Origin of the sequence: Paenibacillus sp. FSL L8-0333, assembly GCF_037965665.1 — a bacterium.
Lineage (GTDB): Bacteria > Bacillota > Bacilli > Paenibacillales > Paenibacillaceae > Paenibacillus_AQ > Paenibacillus_AQ odorifer.
On the sequence record NZ_CP150186.1, the window covers coordinates 2,482,430 to 2,502,305 of the forward strand.

Here is a 19,876-nt window from a genome sequence, read left to right on the forward strand (position 1 = left end):
TGGGTTGTTGCTTCGAATCCTCCGTTATTTCAGGGCAGATGACGGAGGATAACCCTTTATATTTTTGAAAACGTTGCTGAAGTAGGCGACATCTTGATAACCACAGTGCGCTGCCACTTCGGACACATTAAAACCACCTGCCGATAGAATCATCTCAGCATTGTTCACCCGCACCTTGTTTATAAATTCTTTATAGGTGGAGCCAGTGTTCTGCTTAAATAGCTTACCAAGATATACGGGATTTAGGGCAACCAAATCTGCCAGCTCCTTGATCGTAACTTCCTCCGAATAATGATCCATAATATAGGTCATCACTTTTTGGATTCTTAGATCTATCAGAGGTGTTTCTTGATGGTGGGCGATACTTAATAAGCGGTACACTATCAGTTGAAAGATGGCCCGGGCCTTCATTTTGTAGAAAGGTTGTTTGCCCATCCAGACATGTGAGAATTCTTTAATATCCTCTAGAATCTCTTTAGTTCTCCAATTCCTAGTTACAGTCTCAAAAGGGAGCTGCACATGATTGTCCTCCCCCTCCCAGAAGAAATTAAACGCAAAAGAACGCATGGGTGCCTCCTTAAAGGTCTGAGCTTCCCGAATGCTGCCAGAAGGGGCATAGAGCATATCTCCGGCTTCAACCGTGAATTTCTCTCCATTAATAAAATAGTCAGACTTCCCTTCTACGATGAAGGTAAGATCATGGAAATCGATTTTACTCCTCGTAATCTCCCAATCCGGGAAGGATCGGCGATCAACAAACAAAAAAACACGGGGAACAAGATTTTCATATTTGGTAATGTCCATTTCTACCACCCCTCCTTCCTAATAAATAGAGCCGCGCTAATGCCGATTGGTATATTATACAAAAATGAAACCGATTAAGAAATGGGATTGTAAATTGACTTTGCGCAATCAGAAGAATAAAATAGTTTTATGACTATCGAACAATATTCCTTAAAAGATGATGAAAAGCGAGTGAAGATTTTTAAAGCATTAGCAGAAGTGAAACGAATTGAAATGATTCGTTATCTTCATCTCCATAAGGAGAACAATACATGTGGGTCCATTGGTGAATCTATGGGAATGGACAAATCTAATGTGTCGTACCATCTGAAGATTTTGTATGAAGCTGATTTAGTAAGTGTCACACGTATGGGGCAGAATAAGATTAGCCAGCTTCGAGAGGATACGTTTAGCGAATTATTACCGGGTTTCTTGGACAGTTTATAATATGTCCGGAAACCTATAATTTTTTCTTGATAGTTTGATAGTTTTATAACTATTTGATAATCATGTACAGGGTTTGGTTAATAGTTATAGGTAGCAGCAAAAATAAATATTAATGGAGTAGTGATCTATGAATCAGTTGAAAAATAAACAGGTCCTGTTAATTTCACGTCCTGTAGGCATGCCAACCCAGCAAAATTTCGAGTTCAAAGATATTCCTGTAGTTGAAGCAAAAGAAGGACAAGTTGTTGTACGTACGTTGTATTTGTCAGTGGATCCTTATATGCGCGGAAGAATGAATGATGCTAAATCGTATGTTCCTCCGTATCAGCTTAATGAAGTCATCGCTGGAGGACTTGTGGGAGAGATCGTAGACTCCAAATCGGAGCTATTCAAAGCTGGAGATAAAGTCATCGGTATGCTGGGCTGGCAGTTATATAATACTGTAGATGCTAAAGCAGTAACCAAAATCGATGATTCGATTGCACCTGTATCGGCTTACTTAAGTGTTCTTGGTTTGACAGGGCTCACTGCATATTTCGGTTTACTTGATATCGGTCAGCCGAAAGAAGGAGAGACTGTCGTAGTGTCTGGGGCAGCGGGTTCAGTGGGGATGTTTGTTGGACAGATTGCCAAAATCAAAGGCGCTCGTGTCGTTGGGATCGCAGGTAGCGATGACAAATGCGACTTTTTAAAAAAAGAACTTGGCTTTGATGCAACCATTAATTATAAAACAACGGAAAATTTAGGCCAGGCTTTGGAAGAAGCATGTCCAAATGGTGTTGATGTTTATTTTGACAACGTGGGTGGAGCGATTTCAGATGCTGTGATGAGCTTGCTTAATGATTATGCACGTATTCCACTATGTGGCGCTATTTCTTCCTATAATAGTACAGACGGAGATATGGGTCCACGTATTCAGAGCAGATTGATCAAAACCCGCTCCCTTATCAAAGGATTTGTTCTTAGTGATTACGCAGCCCGCCAGTCAGAAGGCCTTCAAGAGCTTGGAAAATGGCTAACAGAAGGTAAATTAAAATATGAAGAAACAGTTGTTGAAGGATTCGACAATGTGGTGGAAGCATTCCTGCAATTGTTCCAAGGTGCGAACCTAGGGAAGATGCTTGTTAAGGTGAGCGACTCCGAATTCTAAAACAACACAAACAGCCCTGGTAGAGACTTCTATATATCAGGGTTGTTTGTATTATCACCAATCTAATTTGTTCAGACCATACCCTGTTTGGACTTCATGCATTTAAGATTGTATGTGCGGCCATAGGCTTTCGCATATTTGACGATTCGCTCAATCATGCTGGTGTCATTCAGTTTGGTAAACGGGCACGGATCGGGGGCCGTATTTACTTCCAAGATCCATGGTTTAAGGCGTCGATCCAAGGCAATATCCACACCGATTTCCTGCAGGTCGGGATAGGCTGTGCTTAGCTGTCTGGCGGAGTTCACTCCAATTTGTTTCATGGACCGGATCAACGTGCTACTATTCTCTACGTTTGTGTAGAATTCTAATAATGCCTCTACCGGATAAATCGTTCCCCCTTGGCTCCCATTCGTAACCACTTTGCGAGGATGAGCAACGCGACCCGCAATGCCTGTAGCTTCCCACCCACCCTTAAGATTTCTTTGCACCATTACCCGGATATCAAATGGCCTTCCTTCATAAACCAAAAGCCAAATCCCCTTTTGCACCAAATAGGATTTTCCTTGGGTCTCGCTAAAGATTGCCCGATAAGCCATCTCGTAATCAGAAAATGTATGTTTATGCGTACCGGATTGATAGCTGTAGGCTGGTCGTTTTTTGGCGGAATGATCTTGTGATCTTTCAATCCGGATTACACCCTGTCCCAAAGATCCACAGCAGGGCTTAATGTACACCATTCTATGTTTTTGCAACATCTCATAGAGTACGTTTTTATTCATTTTTTTCGTTACCGGGATATACTTCCTTAGCTCTTGTTTTCTAAGCAGTACCCTTGTTTTCGTCAGCTTATTGGATATCCGCCGTATTGGCTCCTTCATTTTGTTCCTCCGTTCTATATATCTATAGGCTATATTACGGGAATACGCAGTTTTTGCTTGGGCAACCACAGAATAATAGAACACATGCAAAGAATTCTACATATGAATATTGGAGGCATTTATTAAACTTGGGCTGCAGCATGCGGTCAACGGGAGGCGGCTATGATGCTGCTCGGGAAATTGCAGAATAAGGTGCAAGAAGTAATGGACGAATACCCTTGGTACAAGGGGCTGATCGATGGGGAGAAAACGAATTATAACCTGCAGAACTTACCTCTTATGTCTTCGAAAACACTTGAAACCTTCTATTATAACCAACCCATCGATCCTTCTTGGACTGTTTATAGGACGTCTGGTACAAGCTCAGGCCGTAGAAAAGCAATCCTCTACTCTGAGGAAGATGACAAACACTATGTGGATATTAAAACGAAGCTATTCGGCGAGCTTATTGCGGGAAGCGGATGTAACAGAGCGTTGGCGGATATGGGCACTGGACATGCAGCAAATACTGCGCTGACCATTTTTGAAAGGTTAGGATTGGAAAAAAGTTCAATACCCTTTGAACTGCCAATCGAACAGCATATTGAACAGCTTAAAGCTTTTAAACCTGACTTGCTCTATACGATGCCGTCCATCCTTGACCATATCGTATATGCTGCCGGAAACCCGCGTGAATTCGGAATTCGCAAAATTATTTTGGTAGGGGAAATTGCTCCGCCTGAGTGGCAGCGGAACATGGCTGGCATGTTCGGTATTGAGCCTAGAGACATCATCGATACTTACGGCTCCATTGAAATCGGTACGATCGCTTATTACTCCCATGATCATGGCAGGTACATTTTTGCCGACGGAATTTTTGCGGAAGGAATCGGGGTTCAGGAGTTAGACGAAGAAGTAAGGCCACTTCGGAACAATGAAAGTATTCTGGTGCTTACCTCAACTGTCCGCAAGATGCTGCCAGCTCTTCGTTTTGTTACTTATGACGTTGTAAGGGATTTTAGGCCTGTGATGATAGACGGGGTTGAACAACAAAGCTTTGAGTCTATTGTAAAAAGAGTGGGTCAAGAACTGAAGCACGGTGAGAAGATCAGCCTGTACGATATCGAGCAGGTCGTATACCGTCATATTGAAGATGCGATCATTCGGGTCAAGGTAAAAAACAATGCGCTCTCTATTTATATCAAGAGTAAATCTGTGAAGCCCTCTATTATTCCGGTAATCAAAGAGGAAATCAGGGAGTGTATTCCGGAAATCGGGATGATGATTCGCAACCATCTGCTTGATGATATTGAGATCATTATAGTAGCTAAAGGGGATTCGCTGGCCAGCGGGCAGGTCAAGAACAAGAAGTTATATTATCAGAAGGACAAAGCTAAGGTGGACATAAATATCCAAGGCGGTATCTTGTCGACTATCGGAAAAACACCATTAATCAAGCTGGATAATCTGTTCCAGAACAGTGAGTTCGAAGTCTACGCAAAAATGGAACTGCTAAATCCGGGAGGAAGTGCGAAAGACCGTCCAGCTCTGCGGATGATCCATGAGGCATGGAAGGAAGGGAAAATCGGGCCGGGAACTACTATTATTGAGTCGAGTTCGGGAAATATGGCGATTAGCTTGGCGATGATTTGCCAATATTTAGGGCTGCGGTTTATTAGTGTGGTTGATCCAAGAACTACCACAACAAATCTGCAGATTCTGAAAGCATTAACTGCAAAAATTGACTTTGTTAGCGAACCCGATCCCGAGACCGGTGAATATCTGCCTGCTAGACTGAATCAAGTGCAGCGACTCTTGGAGGAAATACCGGGCAGCTACTGGCCGAATCAATATGCAAACGCAAATAACTATTTGTCCCACTACCATACGACCATGAAAGAAATCGTGACTGAGCTTGGCGAAGTGGATTATTTGTTTTGCAGCGTAAGTACATGCGGCACGATTCGTGGCCTCGCGGAATATGTAAGGGATCAGGGTCTGAAGACTAAGATTGTTGCCGTCGATGCGGAGGGAAGTAGTATTTTTGGTGGCAAGAAAGAGAAACGGCGGTTCCCGGGACTGGGTGCTGGCATCGTACCCCCTTTCTGCAGAACGGATTTAATCGACCGTATTGTGCATGTCTCAGACTTGGATATCGTAAAAGGATGCCGAGCACTCGCCCAGAATGAATCGATTCTGGCCGGTGCATCCTCGGGGGCTAACCTTGCCGCTGTTAGGCGTATGGAGCAAGAAATGGCTCCAGGATCTGTCTGTGCGGTGATTCTGCATGACAAAGGGGAGCGTTACCTCGATACAGTATACTCTGACCCATGGATTCAGAATGAATTTGGGCAGGAATTCTCGCCTGACGGTGGAGATGTTCTTGCTTAACGAACGGCAAAAGGAGGTTGTGGAATGCTGTATTTAAACGATCGGGACATCCGGGAGGTGGGGCTTGATTGGCCTTCTCTCGTGGAATCGATAGAAACTACGGTGCGCATACTTGATTCTGGAGATTACGCGCAGCCCGTAAAACCTTACCTAAGGTATAAAAATCCTCAAAATCGTATTATTGCAATGCCCGCATACGTAGGGGGGAACGTGAACGCAGCAGGGATCAAATGGATTTCCAGCTTCCCGGATAATATCCAGGTTGGTCTTCCCCGCGCGCATAGCATCATTGTCTTGAATGATCCCATTACGGGCGAGCCTATATCCGTCCTAAGCTCTCCGCTCCCCAGCATCGTAAGGACAGCTTCCATCAGTGGACTGATGATTGGTCACTTTTTGCAGGCTCGTTCACTTGAACGGATTCATCTTGGCATTATCGGCTGGGGACCAATCGGGCGATATCATTTTCAAATGGTTATGGCATTGTACGGAGATCGAGTTGAACGTATCCGCATCTTTGATATAAGGGAAGTAGATTTGTCAGACATCTCATCTATATATAAGGATAGGATAGAAGTGGAGGAGACGTGGGCGGGCGTTTATCGAAAGTCCAATATCTTTATCACCTGTACCGTATCCAATCATAGATATATCGATATGCTTCCGGCGGAAGGTAGTCTTCTACTGAATATTTCACTGCGTGATTATAAGCCTGAGGCATTAGCTTCGGTGAAGGCCATAATCGTCGACGACTGGGATGAGGTGTGCCGCGAGAATACTGACATACAGCAGCTCCATCTGAAACATGGGTTAACTCGTGCCGATACCCGAATGATTACCGATGTTGTCTCGCGCCATTGCCTGAATGAACTCAGAGCAGATGAGCCGATTTTCTTTTGTCCGATGGGGATGGCGGTTTTTGATATCGCAACAGCGGTATACTTCGTGAAAAAGGCGAGAGAAAAAGGGATCGGGACTGAGCTACAGTAAGGTGGTAGGCATACGTTCGCTATGGGATTTTTTATAGGTTTTTGTGATGTAACTAGACTATGATCCGTCACTTTTAAGGGTGGATTGCTGTCTAGTTTTTTTATTGTCTTGTTAACGTTCCATTCATAATACTCTGATAATCTCTATAAGTGTTAGGCGGATGATCATCCACCCCAATAAATGATGACTCGGAGGATAATAATGTTAACACCTATGAAAAAAAGGCTGATCGCTGGTCTGACTCTATTGGCTATAATTAGTGCCGGCTTAGGCGCAAGCTTGGTATTTCCCGGGAAACAGGCCTCGGCTGAGACCAAAATGGGTCAAACCACGCTACCGGCAGCTCAAATTGAAGCATCTGCCAAGCTCGATGATACCGCAGGACTGACTAGCTTCGTTGATGGAATTATGGAAAAAGATATGAACCGGCTGCAAATTCCGGGAGCGGTTATCTCCATTGTAAAAGACGGCAAGATTATTTTAGCCAAAGGTTATGGCAGTTCCAATCTGGAAGAAGCGGCACCGGTTGATCCGACAACCAGCATGTCTCGAATCGCTTCAACAACAAAGCTGTTCACCTGGACAGCGGTGATGCAACTGGTCGAACAAGGCAAGATAGATCTGGACACTGATATTAACACCTACCTGAAATCAGTGAAGATCCCTGCTACTTATCCTGAGCCGATCACGATGCGCCATTTGATGACACATACAGCGGGGTTTGAAGAGGGTGGAGTGGGTTATCAAATCACTACCGACCCTGCCAAATTGCCGGGATCAATCTCGGAAACACTCAATGAACATATGCTGGCACGGGTAAGACCTCCCGGAGAGATGAGTTCTTATTCGAACTTCGGGGCTACACTCGCGGGTCTGATAGTGGAGGAAGTCAGCGGTGTTCCTTACAATGACTATATACAAAAGTATATTTTCGATCCGCTCGACATGAAATATTCGACTGTGGTAGAGCCTTTGCCGGAGTCATTCATACCCAATCAAGTTGTAGGGTACACGAGTGAGAACGGCAGCTTTATTCCTGGCACACCTACCTTCGAGGGCGGCTTTCGTCCTGCCGGCTCGGGTACAGTATCAGCAGTAGATATGGCGCACTTTATGATTGCCCATCTGCAGAACGGGAAATATGGTGACCAGCAGATTCTTAGAACGGAGACCGCAGAACTAATGCATTCAACGGCGTACCAATTCGATAAACGTCTGCCGGGAGTAGATCTGGGGTTCTCTGAGAAACGCATCAATGGTCTTAGACTAATTACTCATGGTGGTTCCGACCCCATGTTTAATACCGAGTTTTATCTTGTGCCTGCCAAGCATATAGGTATCTTTGTTTCCTATAACGGCGGTCAGGGCGGTGATTCCGCGGCAGGCCTAGTCCATGCCTTTTTTGAGCGCTATTATCCCGATCCTGAAGCGAAGCAGCCTGAATTCTCCACTTCTGTGGAATCTGTTCAGAAATATGCGGGAACCTATCAATTCACACGCCGTAACCACAGTGATATTGATAAATTTTTCAATTTTTTTGCCCAGCTAAATGTTAAGGTAGAGGAGAATAAGCTATCTTTGGGAAGTGGTAGTGAACAACAGCTGTACAGAGAAATCGGTCCTAATCTGTTCCAGCTCGAGGGAGGTACCGAACAAATCGGCTTCCGCACAGATGAGTCCGGTAAGGTTACACATATGCTCTTAGGTATGGCGCCGGAAATGCCGCTGGAGCGTACGCCACTCTTGAATCAGAATAAGTTTTGGCTTATTTTACTTGGCGGCTCGGGGTTGATTTTCATCACTGCATTGCTTGGACTAATCTTCTCCAGACGCAAGATCAAGGCGATGACGCCTCCGGAAAAGTGGGCCATCCGCTTATCTGCGGGAACTGCCGGGTGGGCGCTGCTATCTTTCGTCACGATATTTATGGTGGTTATGTCCATGGACACGATGCAGAAGTTCAGTGGTATCAGTCTTTCGCTTTCTCTCAGTTTAGTTATGCCAATCCTTTTGGTTGGTCTGACTTTAGCTTTGCTAATCTCGGCTATACTGGTTTGGAAGAATAAATACTGGACAGTTTTCAAGCGTGTGCATTATACACTAGTGGCACTTTCGGCTGTAGCAATAACTCTGTTTTTCTACTATTGGAACCTGTTGGGTTGGCAGTTCGGATAACTTCGTTTCTTGTCAAGAATTTATCATATATAATGTAAGCTTATGAGAGGAGGACAATCGTGGCTACTATACTTATTGCTGATGATGATGATAACATCCGAAAGCTAATGTCTTTGTTTTTGCGAAAAGAAGGTTTTGACCTCAAAGAAGCCAGGGATGGCACCAAAGCGCTGTCCATTATAGAGAACTCGCGAGTCGATCTCGTCATCCTAGATATTATGATGCCAGGATTGGATGGTTGGGATCTGTGCAGAGAAATCAGGCGCTCTGATGCCAACATTCCCCTCCTCATGGTGACGGCTAAAGGAGAATCTGCACATAAAGTGAAAGGTTTTCAACTCGGCACGGATGACTATCTGACCAAACCGTTTGATCCGCTTGAACTGGTGATGCGAGTAAAGGCTTTGCTTAAACGCTCGCTGGTCGTTTCTTCCCAGTCTGTGCAGTTGGGCAATGTGGTGCTTAACCGCCGCACTTTCCAGGTTACGCGTGATGAAGAACCGGTAACGATTCCTTTGAAGGAATTTGAGCTACTGTTTCTGCTGGCTAGTCACCCTAGGCAAATCTTCACAAGAGAACAGTTGATTTCTCAAATCTGGGGATTGAACTATGAAGGAGACGGCCGGACTGTAGATGTGCATATAAGCCGGTTGAGGGAGAAATTCTGCGGTAACGACGAGCAATTTCAAATCGAAACGGCCCGCGGCCTAGGATACCGGCTGATCCCTGCGCTATGATCAAGACATTGTATGTACGCGTCGTTCTCACGTTTCTAGGCATCATTATCTTTAGTCTGATCTGTTCCTTTTTCATTGGTTTGTATGTCTTTCAGAAACAAATAAGTTACGAGGGACAGAATGAAATGATCACAGTGGGGAAGGAGATCATTCACCGTTATGATGACGCCAAGCCTGAGGATACAGACGAGTTCTTGAATAGTATGGTTAAGGTATCTGCATACCCTATCCACCTGTATAATCATTCCGGGGAATATACCTTCTATGGGCTTAAGGATAGTCCGGCCGTCACTATCACCCCCGATGCTGTGAAACAAGTGCTGCAAGGAAAACTCTATCGTTCCTCTGCGAAAGATAAGGATACCTTTATCGGGATGCCCTTTATGTTTAACGGGGAGTGGCAAGCAATGTTCTTGCAGTATTCTGCCGAGAACGAAAATATCGTCAATCGGATGCTGCTCTTTGTGCTTTTACTCGTGCTTTTACTGGGTAGTCTATGCATTCTTATTGCCGCCAGATATTTGGTGGAGCCGATCAAAGCTTTGACGAATGCGACAAGAAGGCTAGCCAAGGGTGATTTCGAGGTAGCGCTTAAAGTAAACCGAGTAGACGAAATAGGGGAACTGACACAAAGCTATGTGGAGATGGCCGGGGAGTTGAAGCAGTTAGAACAGATGAGGCAGGATTTCGTATCCAACGTGTCTCATGAAATTCAGACACCGCTTACGTCTATTTCCGGCTTTGCTAAGGCATTGCAGAACAATGATCTAATCATGGAAGAGGAACGTTCTGAATATCTTGATATCATCATTGCTGAGAGTGAGCGTCTGTCGAGGTTAAGTGATAATTTGCTGAAGCTCGCTTCCCTGGATTCTGAACATCATCCCTTTAATGCAGGTTCCTTCAATCTTGACGAGCAGATTAGAACCATCGTTGTGACCTGTGAGCCACAATGGTCAGCCAAAGGCATCGTTATCGATCTTGAGCTGCCGGAAGCTGTCAAAATTAAGGGTGATGAAGATCAGCTGAAGCAAGTATGGATGAATTTGCTTAGCAACAGCATCAAGTTCACACCGGAAGGCGGGAACATCCGCATCAGTATAGATGACAGTGCAGCAGATGTATCGGTCACCGTCAGTGATAACGGGATCGGGATTTCCCCGGAAGAGTTCAACACCGTATTCCAAAGATTTTATAAAATAGACAAGTCACGGAATGGAAACAACAATGGCAATGGCTTGGGACTTGCAATCGTTAAAAAAATTGTCTCCCTGCATCAGGGAAACATAGAAGTGGACGGTGCGGTTGGAGCGGGAACGACGATTATCGTCAGTTTGCCCCATAAGTGAAATTAAGGGTTTGTCTCATTCTTGGATTGCCGTACGCCAAACATAATGAAATCCTTGAATTGCCGGTCCATAACCCGATCTTCCTCCGTAACCACACCCCCCCGCTGATGAGTAATAATGACGGCTTTTTGTAAATACATGAAATACAGGTGGGTGGACTTGTGCAGAATGTCCAGCCACTTATTTTTTTCCTCCGGAGCGACTGAAATTGTCTCAAGGAGAATTAACCGTGAATACCAGCCTTCCATAGCCTGCTTAAAGTCAGGAAGTTCCGCGGGATTTTTGGAAAGCGTGCTGTAGTAAACTCCAAAAATGGCATCATAGTAGATCAGGGCTTCCTGATGATCTCTTAACGCCAGATATTTATCGAGAATGTTCTCCAATGACTGTACAGGGTGTTCAAAATCAAAATCAAACAGCAGCTGTCCAAACATCCGCTCCAGATTAAGGGCATAGATTTGAGCGGCTAACTCTTCCTTGTCCTTATAATGATGATACAAAGTACGCCGGGAGATGCCGGCTTGTTCCGCAATCTGTGCCATATCCGTGCGCTCAATACCTTGGGCACAGAATAAGCTAAGCGCTGTATCCTTAATGATCTCCCTTGTCATTTGCATTTGCTTTTCCCGCAAATTCATTGATTTTCTCTCCTGTCTTGTTGCAACTCTTCCGCTGCTTCTAGCACTATTTCTGAGCTGGCTTCGAATTCATGAGGAATTTGCTGCCCACTGAATAGGGGTTCTGCCGGTTGATCGCATCACCTAACCAATTCAGAAGCTTCACACCATCCTGTTCAGCCTGAAAGAAGGTCTCTCTGGTGGCAAAAGTGTGCGGAGTTGTACCCGTCTTTGCGTTCAGTCCATAGTCGGTGAGATAGTAATAATAATTAGGTAAAGTGGCTGCCAAAGAAGAAACAGATTGCCGCATTTCCTGTGACCACTCATTAATGATGCTTTGATCTCTTGGCCCCTTGTAATCGTTGATGTTGTTCTGAAAGTGGATCAGAATCTCGTCAAATACCGAGTAGGATTGCAATATTATCGCATTCGCAGGAAGTAGATGGCCGTTCGCTTTAAAAGCTGCCCCGATGATATCCGCTTCAGGGGCATATCCGAAGTTCTTCACGAAGTCTGCCTGCCATTCCTGCTTCACAACATTTGGCCACTTGTCTGATTTCAAGAAGGAACTGTCCGAATATTGGAAGATCTCGGAGTCCTTGTAGTGAGAGGCGATCTCGGGAGCCCAAAAAGCGGACCCAAAGCCACCAGCACTTTCGCCAGCAATCAGTAGTTTGCCGGGTTTATCCACGTTGGCATATATCCAATCGAGGCTGCTTCGCACATTATTGCTGCCGTTATAACGCATAGTAAAGGGGCTGCCGTCATCTTTTTTATATTCAACTGTGCGGTTGCCGATATGGAAGTCACCGGTCGAATAGGGAAGGTAGACCACATTCCAGCCATGAAATGGATTGGCAGGGTTATCCGTATCCATCATGCCTCTCAGCAATGTAAGCATATAGAAGGGGATGTTGGGGAAATAGTTGCCTGTATCTCCACCTTTAATAAAGTTCATAAGCTTTATGGGGTGTGCGGCACTTTGGGCATCCCAGCTGGCCCCGCCCCCGGAAAAGAAGATGATCCAGTTATTATTTTCACCCTTTTTATTCCACAAAAAATACTCTGATCCATCACTTGATATGACATTTCCGTCTAGCGTGACTTTATTCCACTTGTAAGGCTTCACTTCCGCGATTACGGGGGTGGTAGTCGCCGGTCTTTTGATTACAAAAGCGCTGATTACAAACATGGCAATCAAAACAAGGCTGAATAACCCAATACCTGTGAATATTGTGATTTTCCTCATTTTTCTCATATCCATCTCTCCCTTACTCGGAGTATACGTCAAGATTACTCATTGCACAAGGTGTATACTTAAAAGCATAAGAAACAATCGTGAGAAAATATATAAAGAGGTGTCCTACGTAACCTTTGATCTATGGCTACAGGGACACCCCGATTTTTGTACGTTACTTTATTAGTTTTGCTGCTTCGATTTCAAATGTTTTTAGTTCGTAAGGTTCAAGTATAAAAGTAATGACAGGTTCAGTGAGGACTTCCCCTTCAGGACGCTCCATTAGATTACACTCTTGCCACGAAATAATATTCAAGTCGCTAGTCATATCAATTTGCTGGCGGCTTCCAGAATAGTCGTGCACACGTACGATTAATTTTTGACCATCCTCAGACTTCTTGATCGCAGAAACCATAACCGTTTGATTAGAAAGGCGAATAAGCGACTTGGTTGCTACTTCTGCTTGACCCATGGTGCTCCGTAGAGGGTTGTTGACGGACCAAGCTTGACGGACGGTGCCACCCTGTAGCCAATCCCCAGTATGAGGCAGGATAGAGTAGGTGAAAGTATGTTCGCCTTGATCCGCTTCAGGGTCAGGGTGCGTTGCCGATTTGATTAAGGATAGACGCATCACATTATCCTTGATGTCATAACCGTATTTGCAGTCGTTCAGCAAGCTAACGCCATAACCACGATCTGATAAATCCGCCCACTGATGCCCCACAGTCTCGAATCTAGCGTAATCCCAGCTAGTGTTCCAATGTGTTGGACGCGTAACATTACCGAACTGGATATCATAAGTGGCTTCGGTAGCTCGTATCGCAACAGGGAAAGCTACTTTCATTAGCTGTTGTCGCTCATGCCAGTCTACCTTCGTCACGAAATCGATACGACGATGGTGTGCATGTAAGATCATTTGCTGCTTAATCGTGGAATCCATATAACTCCATGTGAATTGTACAACACATCGCAGTGAACCCTTTTCTATGACTTCAATACTACGGCAGTCGATTACTTCGCGCATTTTTTGTTGATAGTAGATGTCAATGTCCCACGCTTCATGGGCCAGAGGTTTATCTTCAAACACTTGGAACACGTTACCGTGACTTCCGTTTGCTAATACTTGTCTTTGTTCATTTATATCATAGATGGATACTAATTGCCCTTGTTCGTTCCATTCAATTTCGAAGTGAGGCGTTGAAACTCCTGATTCATTTAGCTTGAATGGAGCGCTTAGAGACTCAGAATTTACATCTTCTACGAAGGAAATGGTTGTGTATCCGAGAGAAGGAATGTTAGATACTTCAACGATCCAGCGGTCACCTTCACGTTGAGCTTGTAGTTGTTTTCCTTCTGAGCTTATCCAATGTCCTGTTTCCATCCCGGCTTCAACAGTAATTTCTACGAGTTCTGTCAGCTCCCAAGCAGCATTGTTCCAGATCGTATATTTACCGGCTTCATTTCCGCTCACAAGTGCCTTACTGGATTGCTCCCAGACAGACTGACCTATTGCTTCTGCTTGTGCATATTCAATCGTACTGTCTTCATATACTTCACGAATCGAAGAGCCCGGAATAATATCATGGAATTGGTTGCGCAAAATAATTCTCCAGCCCTCGTCTAAATCGGTCTGACGATAGTTCGACCAGTCACCTGTCATCACACTTTGCAGTGTATTTAGCCATTCCGCCTCACGGTATAGCAGTTCAAGCTTACGGTTCATCCGCTTATTGTAGGCTTGGCTTGTGTAGGTGCCGCGGTGATATTCTAAGTAAAGCTCGCCATCCCATACATGGACATAACGATCCGTATTTGCAACAGTTTCTTGCAAGTTACGGAAGTAGTCTCCCGCTGTTCCTGTTTCAATCTTCGGCAGACCGGGAAGATCGTTTAGCCGACGGCGCATCTCTAGCATTTCACGGTTCACACCCCCGCCACCATCGCCATATCCGTAAGAAAGTAACAGATTGCGATTCACTTCTTTATCCCGGTAGGTATCCCAAATTCCTTTTACAGTCTTAGGAATAATCCGGCCATTATAAGTGTAGAACCAAGAATCTTCTTCGGACCAAGGCTCTGGCGTTGTAATAAAATGTGTTAACACCTCTGTGCCATCAATCCCACGCCATTGAAAGGTATCATGTGGCATCCGGTTATATTGATTCCAGCTAATTTTTGTGGTCATGAAGGTATTAATTCCTGATTTTTTTAGAATTTGTGGCAAGGACCAGCTGTAGCCAAATACGTCCGGCAGCCATAAATAGTCACATTCAACCCCAAATTCATTACGTAAGAAGCGAGTTCCATACAGTAATTGACGGACTAGAGACTCTCCTGAGGTCAAGTTGCAATCTGCTTCAAGCCACATGCCGCCGCCAGCTTCCCAGCGTCCTTCAGCCACACGTTCACGAATATTTTCGTAGATTTCTGGATAGTCATTTTTGATATATTCATAGAGTTGCGGCTGAGTCTGTAAAAAGGTATAGTCCGGGAACATTTCCATCAGACGCAGTACGGTTGAGAAGGAACGCGCACATTTCTCACGGGTGTGTTTCAATTGCCACAACCAAGCCACATCAATATGGGTATGGCCAATACAGGTAACTGTGACTGGTGAGGATTTTTCCATTTTGTTAATTTCATCACGCAAATAATTGCGGGCTTCCCCGATCGAAGCGTAGAAGTTGTCTGAACCTGGACGAGACCAGTCGATCAGAAGAAAGGAGCGGTCTACTGTACTCATAAGTTGTGTATATTCTGGAGTTTTGGCATCGAGTACGTTCAGCGTCTCGACTACAGCAAGCGCGGTAAAATAGAAATCATCCGTTGCTTCATCCAGCCAACAAATTTCAGCCATGCGAATGCCATGTGTCTGATCCTTTTTAGGGCCGCCACCTTCGAGTCCCGACCATAACCGGAAGGTCAGTGGAAGCTTAGTGCCTACCGTTTCATTTGGCAAGAACACTTCGGTATGATTGGAATCTACACCTTGATAGGGTTTGCCGTTGAAAAAGAATAAGGATTCAAATCCGGAGTTGTTTCCAGCACCCGTCTCGCCAAAATCAAATCGACCCAGTACTCTACGGCCTGCCCAAGTGGCGGGTACGTCTATATTTGTCGTTAGCCATAAATACAAATCGCGGCCTTTCCAGGTATCGCCAACTCGTAGCTCAGACCATTCTCCATCCACGGGCGGTTCGGCTGCAATTTCACCTTGTTCGTCAATCAATGAGTTGAAAAAAGGAATGTGTATACGATCCCGGTAACGATATTCGGAAATTTCGTTTAGTTGGGAGTTGAGTTTGCGTTTGGTTAGAAACATGAGTAATAGCCCCTCCAATATGTTGATGGGGGACGAGGAAATTAAGATCTATTTGGGTTATTATAGGTTTGTTTGGGGGGTAGAAATCAACTATAGACGATTTTTTGTGAGTTGTAAACTCTCGGTGGAGAGAAAAGTTGGAGCGCTAGAATTTATAAATAAAAAATGCATGCGCTTCCATTGCAGAAAAAGAAGTGTGATGTTAAGCTTCTAATCCTAAAGGTGATATTCAGAAAGAAGGTGGCTTTGTTGAATGTAAAGAAATTTTATCAAAACCATTTGCAGAAAAAACTGTTCAATAAAATATTAGCTATATACTCTTCAATCATCATAATTACGTTAATAGCCTCTTCCATTACCGTATATAAATACTATGAACAGACGATCACTCGCCAACATGTAGATGCCAATCGGGAGGTGCTGGATTATGTAAGTTTGTATATGAATCAGCAGTACGAAAGCATCCAAGTGGCTATCCAGCAAATATATAGCGATGCCTCTGTCAGTGAGGATTTGTCCTACTTTTTGCAAAATGATTATGGGGATTATCTTAAATACCGTTTAGATCAATATGCAGATATAGGGAGCTCCGTTCCTCATACGTTCGATACGTATTTCAAAACCTATTTGAATCAGAAAAATGGGATTTATGACGTTATTTTGTACAGCACAGAGAAAGAATTTTATTATTTATATAAAAATAATACCCGACAATTCTATTTGAGCGACATGGACGGTCCTAAGCAAAAATTATCCTTACCGAAGAATGGCTGGGTCTCGCATGAAACCAAATTAGTGCTTAAGGAAATAAGAGAAGACAATAACAATTTGTATACAATGACTAGGGAGATTAAAGATCCGATTACACTGAAAACGATCGGTATGCTCATAGTAGATTTTGACGCGGAACTTATTTCAAAATGGCTTGGCACAAAAGTTACAGAAAATAATGGTCAATTGTTGGTCTTAACCCCAAGCGGTGACGTTATATATGATTCATTGGGAAGGTATATGGGACAGCGATATCCACATATCGATGCGCTTCATACGGATGGCTGGATAACACTGGATGAGATCTCCAAGGTTAACTTAAATACAACGAACAGCTCAGGTCTTATTATGGCAGGAATCATTCAGAAGTCACAGGTCAACAACGAAATGAAAACGGTTCGAACTTGGATTATCGGAATTACCACAGCGCTTATTATTACTGCAATGTCTTTTACATACGGAATTATTTTACGTTTCTCTAAAAAAGTGAAGATCATTGTCAAATCTATGAAGCGCTTACAGGAAGGTGATTTGAGCACACGTATTCACCTTAATCGAGAAGATGAATTGCAGCTAATTGCCAACAATTTTAACTATATGTGTGAAAGACTAGAACTCTATATTAACAAAGTGTATATTTCGGAGCTTACCCAGAAAAATGCTGAGCTAGTTGCACTTCAATCACAGATTAATCCACATTTTTTATATAACACACTTGAGGCGATTAGGATGCGGGCAATTACGCAAGGAGCGAAGGATGTAGGTCAGATGATTTACATTTTATCGACATTATTTCGAACGATGATTAAGAAAAGCATGGTCGTTACAATATCTGATGAGATTGAATATTGTAATTTGTATCTGGAGTTGTTCCAGATTAGACATAAAGATAGGCTCCAAATCGAATCACAAATAAGTCCAGCTGCCATGAATTGTTCTATCGTTAAATTGCTTATTCAACCGGTTATTGAAAATTATATTGTTCACGGATTTAGACCTGACCGTTTTGGCAATCTCATCCGTATTGAAGTTACTGAATCTGGCGGGGAAATTCAAATTGCTATAAGTGATAACGGAAATGGAATTACTCCCAGCAAGCTAACAGAGCTACAGCAAATGCTTCAAGTCAGTATGAGAATGGATGAACCTCCTTCTTCGGTAGGCCTATGTAATGTGAATGAACGAATTAAACTTTATTATGGGACTGAATATGGATTGACGATCGCTAGTGAAGTAAATAAAGGAACAATAGTCATCATGAATATACCAGTAGTAAGGGAGAGTACTAATAATGCACAATATACTTATCGTGGATGATGAACCTCTTATTCTTGAAGGATTACGTTCAGTGATTGAATGGGAAAAATATGGATTGAGAATCGCGGGACAAGCGTCTAATGGGGAAGAAGCTTTAGAATTTCTGCGCAATCATAATGAAGGGATCGACATATTAATTACTGACATTACGATGCCAAAACTTACGGGACTTGAACTGATTCAACAAATAAAGGTTTTTGATTCAAAAATGAGATTTATTATCTTGAGCGGCTATGAGCAATTTGAGTATTTAAAAGCTGGAATGAGTCTAGGCATTGAAAATTATATTCTCAAACCCATTAATATAAATGAATTGGAATCAACCATTGAACAAATTGTTGAAGTGCTGAATCAAGAGGATGTTGAACAATTTCATGCTAAAGAGGATTGGCAAGTTCTGCGCAACAATATTCTAAACCGCTGGGTAACTGGCAATATAGGTAGGCAGGAGCTACAGCACCGTTCAAAAGTCTTAAATATCTCACTGGACTGTTCATTTTTTACGGTGGCTGCGATTCGGCTTATCACCGAACAGGATGACGATGAGGGGCAGGATAAACTCCACAGGAATCAGCTTATGGATGAATGTTATCGTATCGCTGTGAAGTCATTAGAGCAACTTGGAACCGTTATTGTATTTATAGATATGGAAGGTGATCTTGTTCTTATTATTGCTGAGCGGGCTGAAGCTGAGAACAAAGAAGAGCTTTATTGTGTACTGGAACGAGTACAATATGAGATTATGCATGAGTTGGAGAAGTCTGTCTGGATAACGATAGGAAGTAAGGAGCATGCTTTTCAGGAAGTCCCAAAAAGTTATAAAAAAGCGAAGAGTTTATATGTTGATCATCTAATGCTACCTGGCTACCCGATTATAGATGCGGAACAACTGTCAAAGATGGTTCTGCACGAGGAGAAGCTCGAAATTGATTATGAGGAATTCACCAAATTATTATTATCTGGAGACCGTGAAGCTACGAACCAGTTTATCGCAGAAACGTTCGAAAAGCTGTTTGGCTGTGGCATGATTACCCGTATTGATAATTACAACGTAGCGATTGAGTTAATGTTGATTGCCAAGAAAATGGAGAAAAACTCTAATTTTAGTGCCGTGTTTAATCCATTGCTGCGCATACATACTATTGAGCAATTGGTGCACCATGTGCAGGAAAGTGTGAAAGAAACACTGGACCAATTATCGTTAGTAAGTGATGAGCTCAGTCCGAATATGAGATATATGGTTGATCAAGTAAGCAAACACTATAGAGAAGAGCTATCCCTGAAAACGCTCAGTCAGCGTATGGAAATGCATCCTAATTACTTGGGACAGCTATTTCAGAAGGAAATGGGCCGTAGTTTCTCTGATTATGTTAATCAATTTCGAATTGAAAAGGCAAGACAATTGCTGCTACAAACTACGTTACTAACCAACGAAATTGCAGCTGAAGTAGGGTATCCGGATCCAGCATATTTCTATCGCCAGTTCAAAAAATCAGTAGGTGTATCGCCGACAGAGCTTCGGAATATGTACAAAAAAGCAAAATCCTAAAATAAAGGAAATGTTCCTGGCTATCCACGTTCAAGTACGGGTTTCATGGACGCTGATAACGAGAATGTTTCCTTTTTTTTGCTCAAATTTAAGGGGAAATAGACTTTTTAAATGTCCTTTCTGCTGTGGATCTTTAATTTTTACATCTGATTCTGGAGTTTTTCAACTTTATGAAACCGCT

14 protein-coding genes are annotated in these 19,876 nt (G+C 43.4%); 9 read left to right on the forward strand and 5 right to left on the reverse strand.

The genetic code is table 11. The annotated features are described in order from the left end of the window. Nucleotides 1–24: 24 nt before the first annotated feature. Nucleotides 25–804: a helix-turn-helix domain-containing protein gene (locus tag NYE72_RS10890; RefSeq protein WP_051491630.1), complete on the reverse strand. Its 780-nt coding sequence runs from the start codon at nucleotides 802–804 to the stop codon at nucleotides 25–27. A 129-nt stretch (nucleotides 805–933) separates the two neighbouring features. Between NYE72_RS10890 and NYE72_RS10895 the strand changes: the two genes are divergently transcribed. Continuing rightward, nucleotides 934–1,230: a metalloregulator ArsR/SmtB family transcription factor gene (locus tag NYE72_RS10895; RefSeq protein WP_038569940.1), complete on the forward strand. Its 297-nt coding sequence runs from the start codon at nucleotides 934–936 to the stop codon at nucleotides 1,228–1,230. Nucleotides 1,231–1,357: 127 nt separating this feature from the next. Next, on the forward strand, nucleotides 1,358–2,380 hold the full coding sequence (locus NYE72_RS10900) for an NADP-dependent oxidoreductase (protein ID WP_094902539.1): 1,023 nt from the start codon (nucleotides 1,358–1,360) through the stop codon (nucleotides 2,378–2,380). Nucleotides 2,381–2,451: 71 nt separating this feature from the next. Here NYE72_RS10900 and NYE72_RS10905 read toward each other — a convergent pair whose 3' ends face one another. Beyond that, a complete protein-coding gene (locus NYE72_RS10905; protein WP_339211780.1) occupies nucleotides 2,452–3,261 on the reverse strand; it encodes a YheC/YheD family protein in 810 nt (269 codons plus the stop codon). A gap of 162 nt (nucleotides 3,262–3,423) precedes the next feature. Between NYE72_RS10905 and sbnA the strand changes: the two genes are divergently transcribed. The 5 genes from sbnA to NYE72_RS10930 all read left to right on the forward strand — a co-directional run bounded on the left by sbnA (nucleotide 3,424) and on the right by NYE72_RS10930 (nucleotide 10,882). Next, nucleotides 3,424–5,631 (forward strand): 2,3-diaminopropionate biosynthesis protein SbnA, encoded by a 2,208-nt coding sequence (sbnA, locus tag NYE72_RS10910; RefSeq protein ID WP_339211781.1) that lies wholly within the window; start codon nucleotides 3,424–3,426, stop codon nucleotides 5,629–5,631. 24 nt (nucleotides 5,632–5,655) lie between these two features. After that, entirely contained in the window at nucleotides 5,656–6,621 is a 966-nt protein-coding gene (locus NYE72_RS10915; protein WP_076100808.1) for a 2,3-diaminopropionate biosynthesis protein SbnB, read from the forward strand. Between the two features lie 201 nt (nucleotides 6,622–6,822). Next, nucleotides 6,823–8,796: a serine hydrolase domain-containing protein gene (locus NYE72_RS10920; protein ID WP_076100807.1), complete on the forward strand. Its 1,974-nt coding sequence runs from the start codon at nucleotides 6,823–6,825 to the stop codon at nucleotides 8,794–8,796. Between the two features lie 59 nt (nucleotides 8,797–8,855). Continuing rightward, complete coding sequence (locus NYE72_RS10925; RefSeq protein ID WP_076100805.1) at nucleotides 8,856–9,533, forward strand: response regulator transcription factor; 678 nt, start codon at nucleotides 8,856–8,858, stop codon at nucleotides 9,531–9,533. Next, complete coding sequence (locus tag NYE72_RS10930) at nucleotides 9,530–10,882, forward strand: HAMP domain-containing sensor histidine kinase (RefSeq protein ID WP_076100804.1); 1,353 nt, start codon at nucleotides 9,530–9,532, stop codon at nucleotides 10,880–10,882. Before NYE72_RS10925 ends, NYE72_RS10930 begins: the two co-directional genes overlap by 4 nt. A gap of 2 nt (nucleotides 10,883–10,884) precedes the next feature. Here the strand turns inward: NYE72_RS10930 and NYE72_RS10935 are convergent, their stop codons facing one another. From NYE72_RS10935 to NYE72_RS10945, 3 genes are all read right to left on the reverse strand, one after another. Beyond that, nucleotides 10,885–11,520 carry a TetR/AcrR family transcriptional regulator gene (locus tag NYE72_RS10935; RefSeq protein WP_051491631.1) on the reverse strand — a complete coding sequence of 212 codons (636 nt, stop codon included), beginning with the start codon at nucleotides 11,518–11,520 and terminating at the stop codon, nucleotides 10,885–10,887. A 46-nt stretch (nucleotides 11,521–11,566) separates the two neighbouring features. After that, the gene (locus tag NYE72_RS10940) at nucleotides 11,567–12,757 is read right to left on the reverse strand and encodes a pectin acetylesterase-family hydrolase (RefSeq protein ID WP_339211782.1); all 1,191 of its coding nucleotides are present in this window, start codon (nucleotides 12,755–12,757) and stop codon (nucleotides 11,567–11,569) included. A 154-nt stretch (nucleotides 12,758–12,911) separates the two neighbouring features. Beyond that, on the reverse strand, nucleotides 12,912–16,058 hold the full coding sequence (locus NYE72_RS10945; protein ID WP_339211783.1) for an alpha-mannosidase: 3,147 nt from the start codon (nucleotides 16,056–16,058) through the stop codon (nucleotides 12,912–12,914). Between the two features lie 249 nt (nucleotides 16,059–16,307). Here NYE72_RS10945 and NYE72_RS10950 point away from each other — a divergent pair, with 249 nt between their 5' ends. Both NYE72_RS10950 and NYE72_RS10955 read left to right on the forward strand, forming a co-directional pair. After that, on the forward strand, nucleotides 16,308–18,146 hold the full coding sequence (locus NYE72_RS10950; RefSeq protein ID WP_179089002.1) for a sensor histidine kinase: 1,839 nt from the start codon (nucleotides 16,308–16,310) through the stop codon (nucleotides 18,144–18,146). Next, nucleotides 18,121–19,695, forward strand: coding sequence for a response regulator transcription factor (locus tag NYE72_RS10955; protein ID WP_076104649.1), 1,575 nt, complete (start codon nucleotides 18,121–18,123; stop codon nucleotides 19,693–19,695). Before NYE72_RS10950 ends, NYE72_RS10955 begins: the two co-directional genes overlap by 26 nt. The last annotated feature ends 181 nt before the right edge of the window (nucleotides 19,696–19,876 follow it).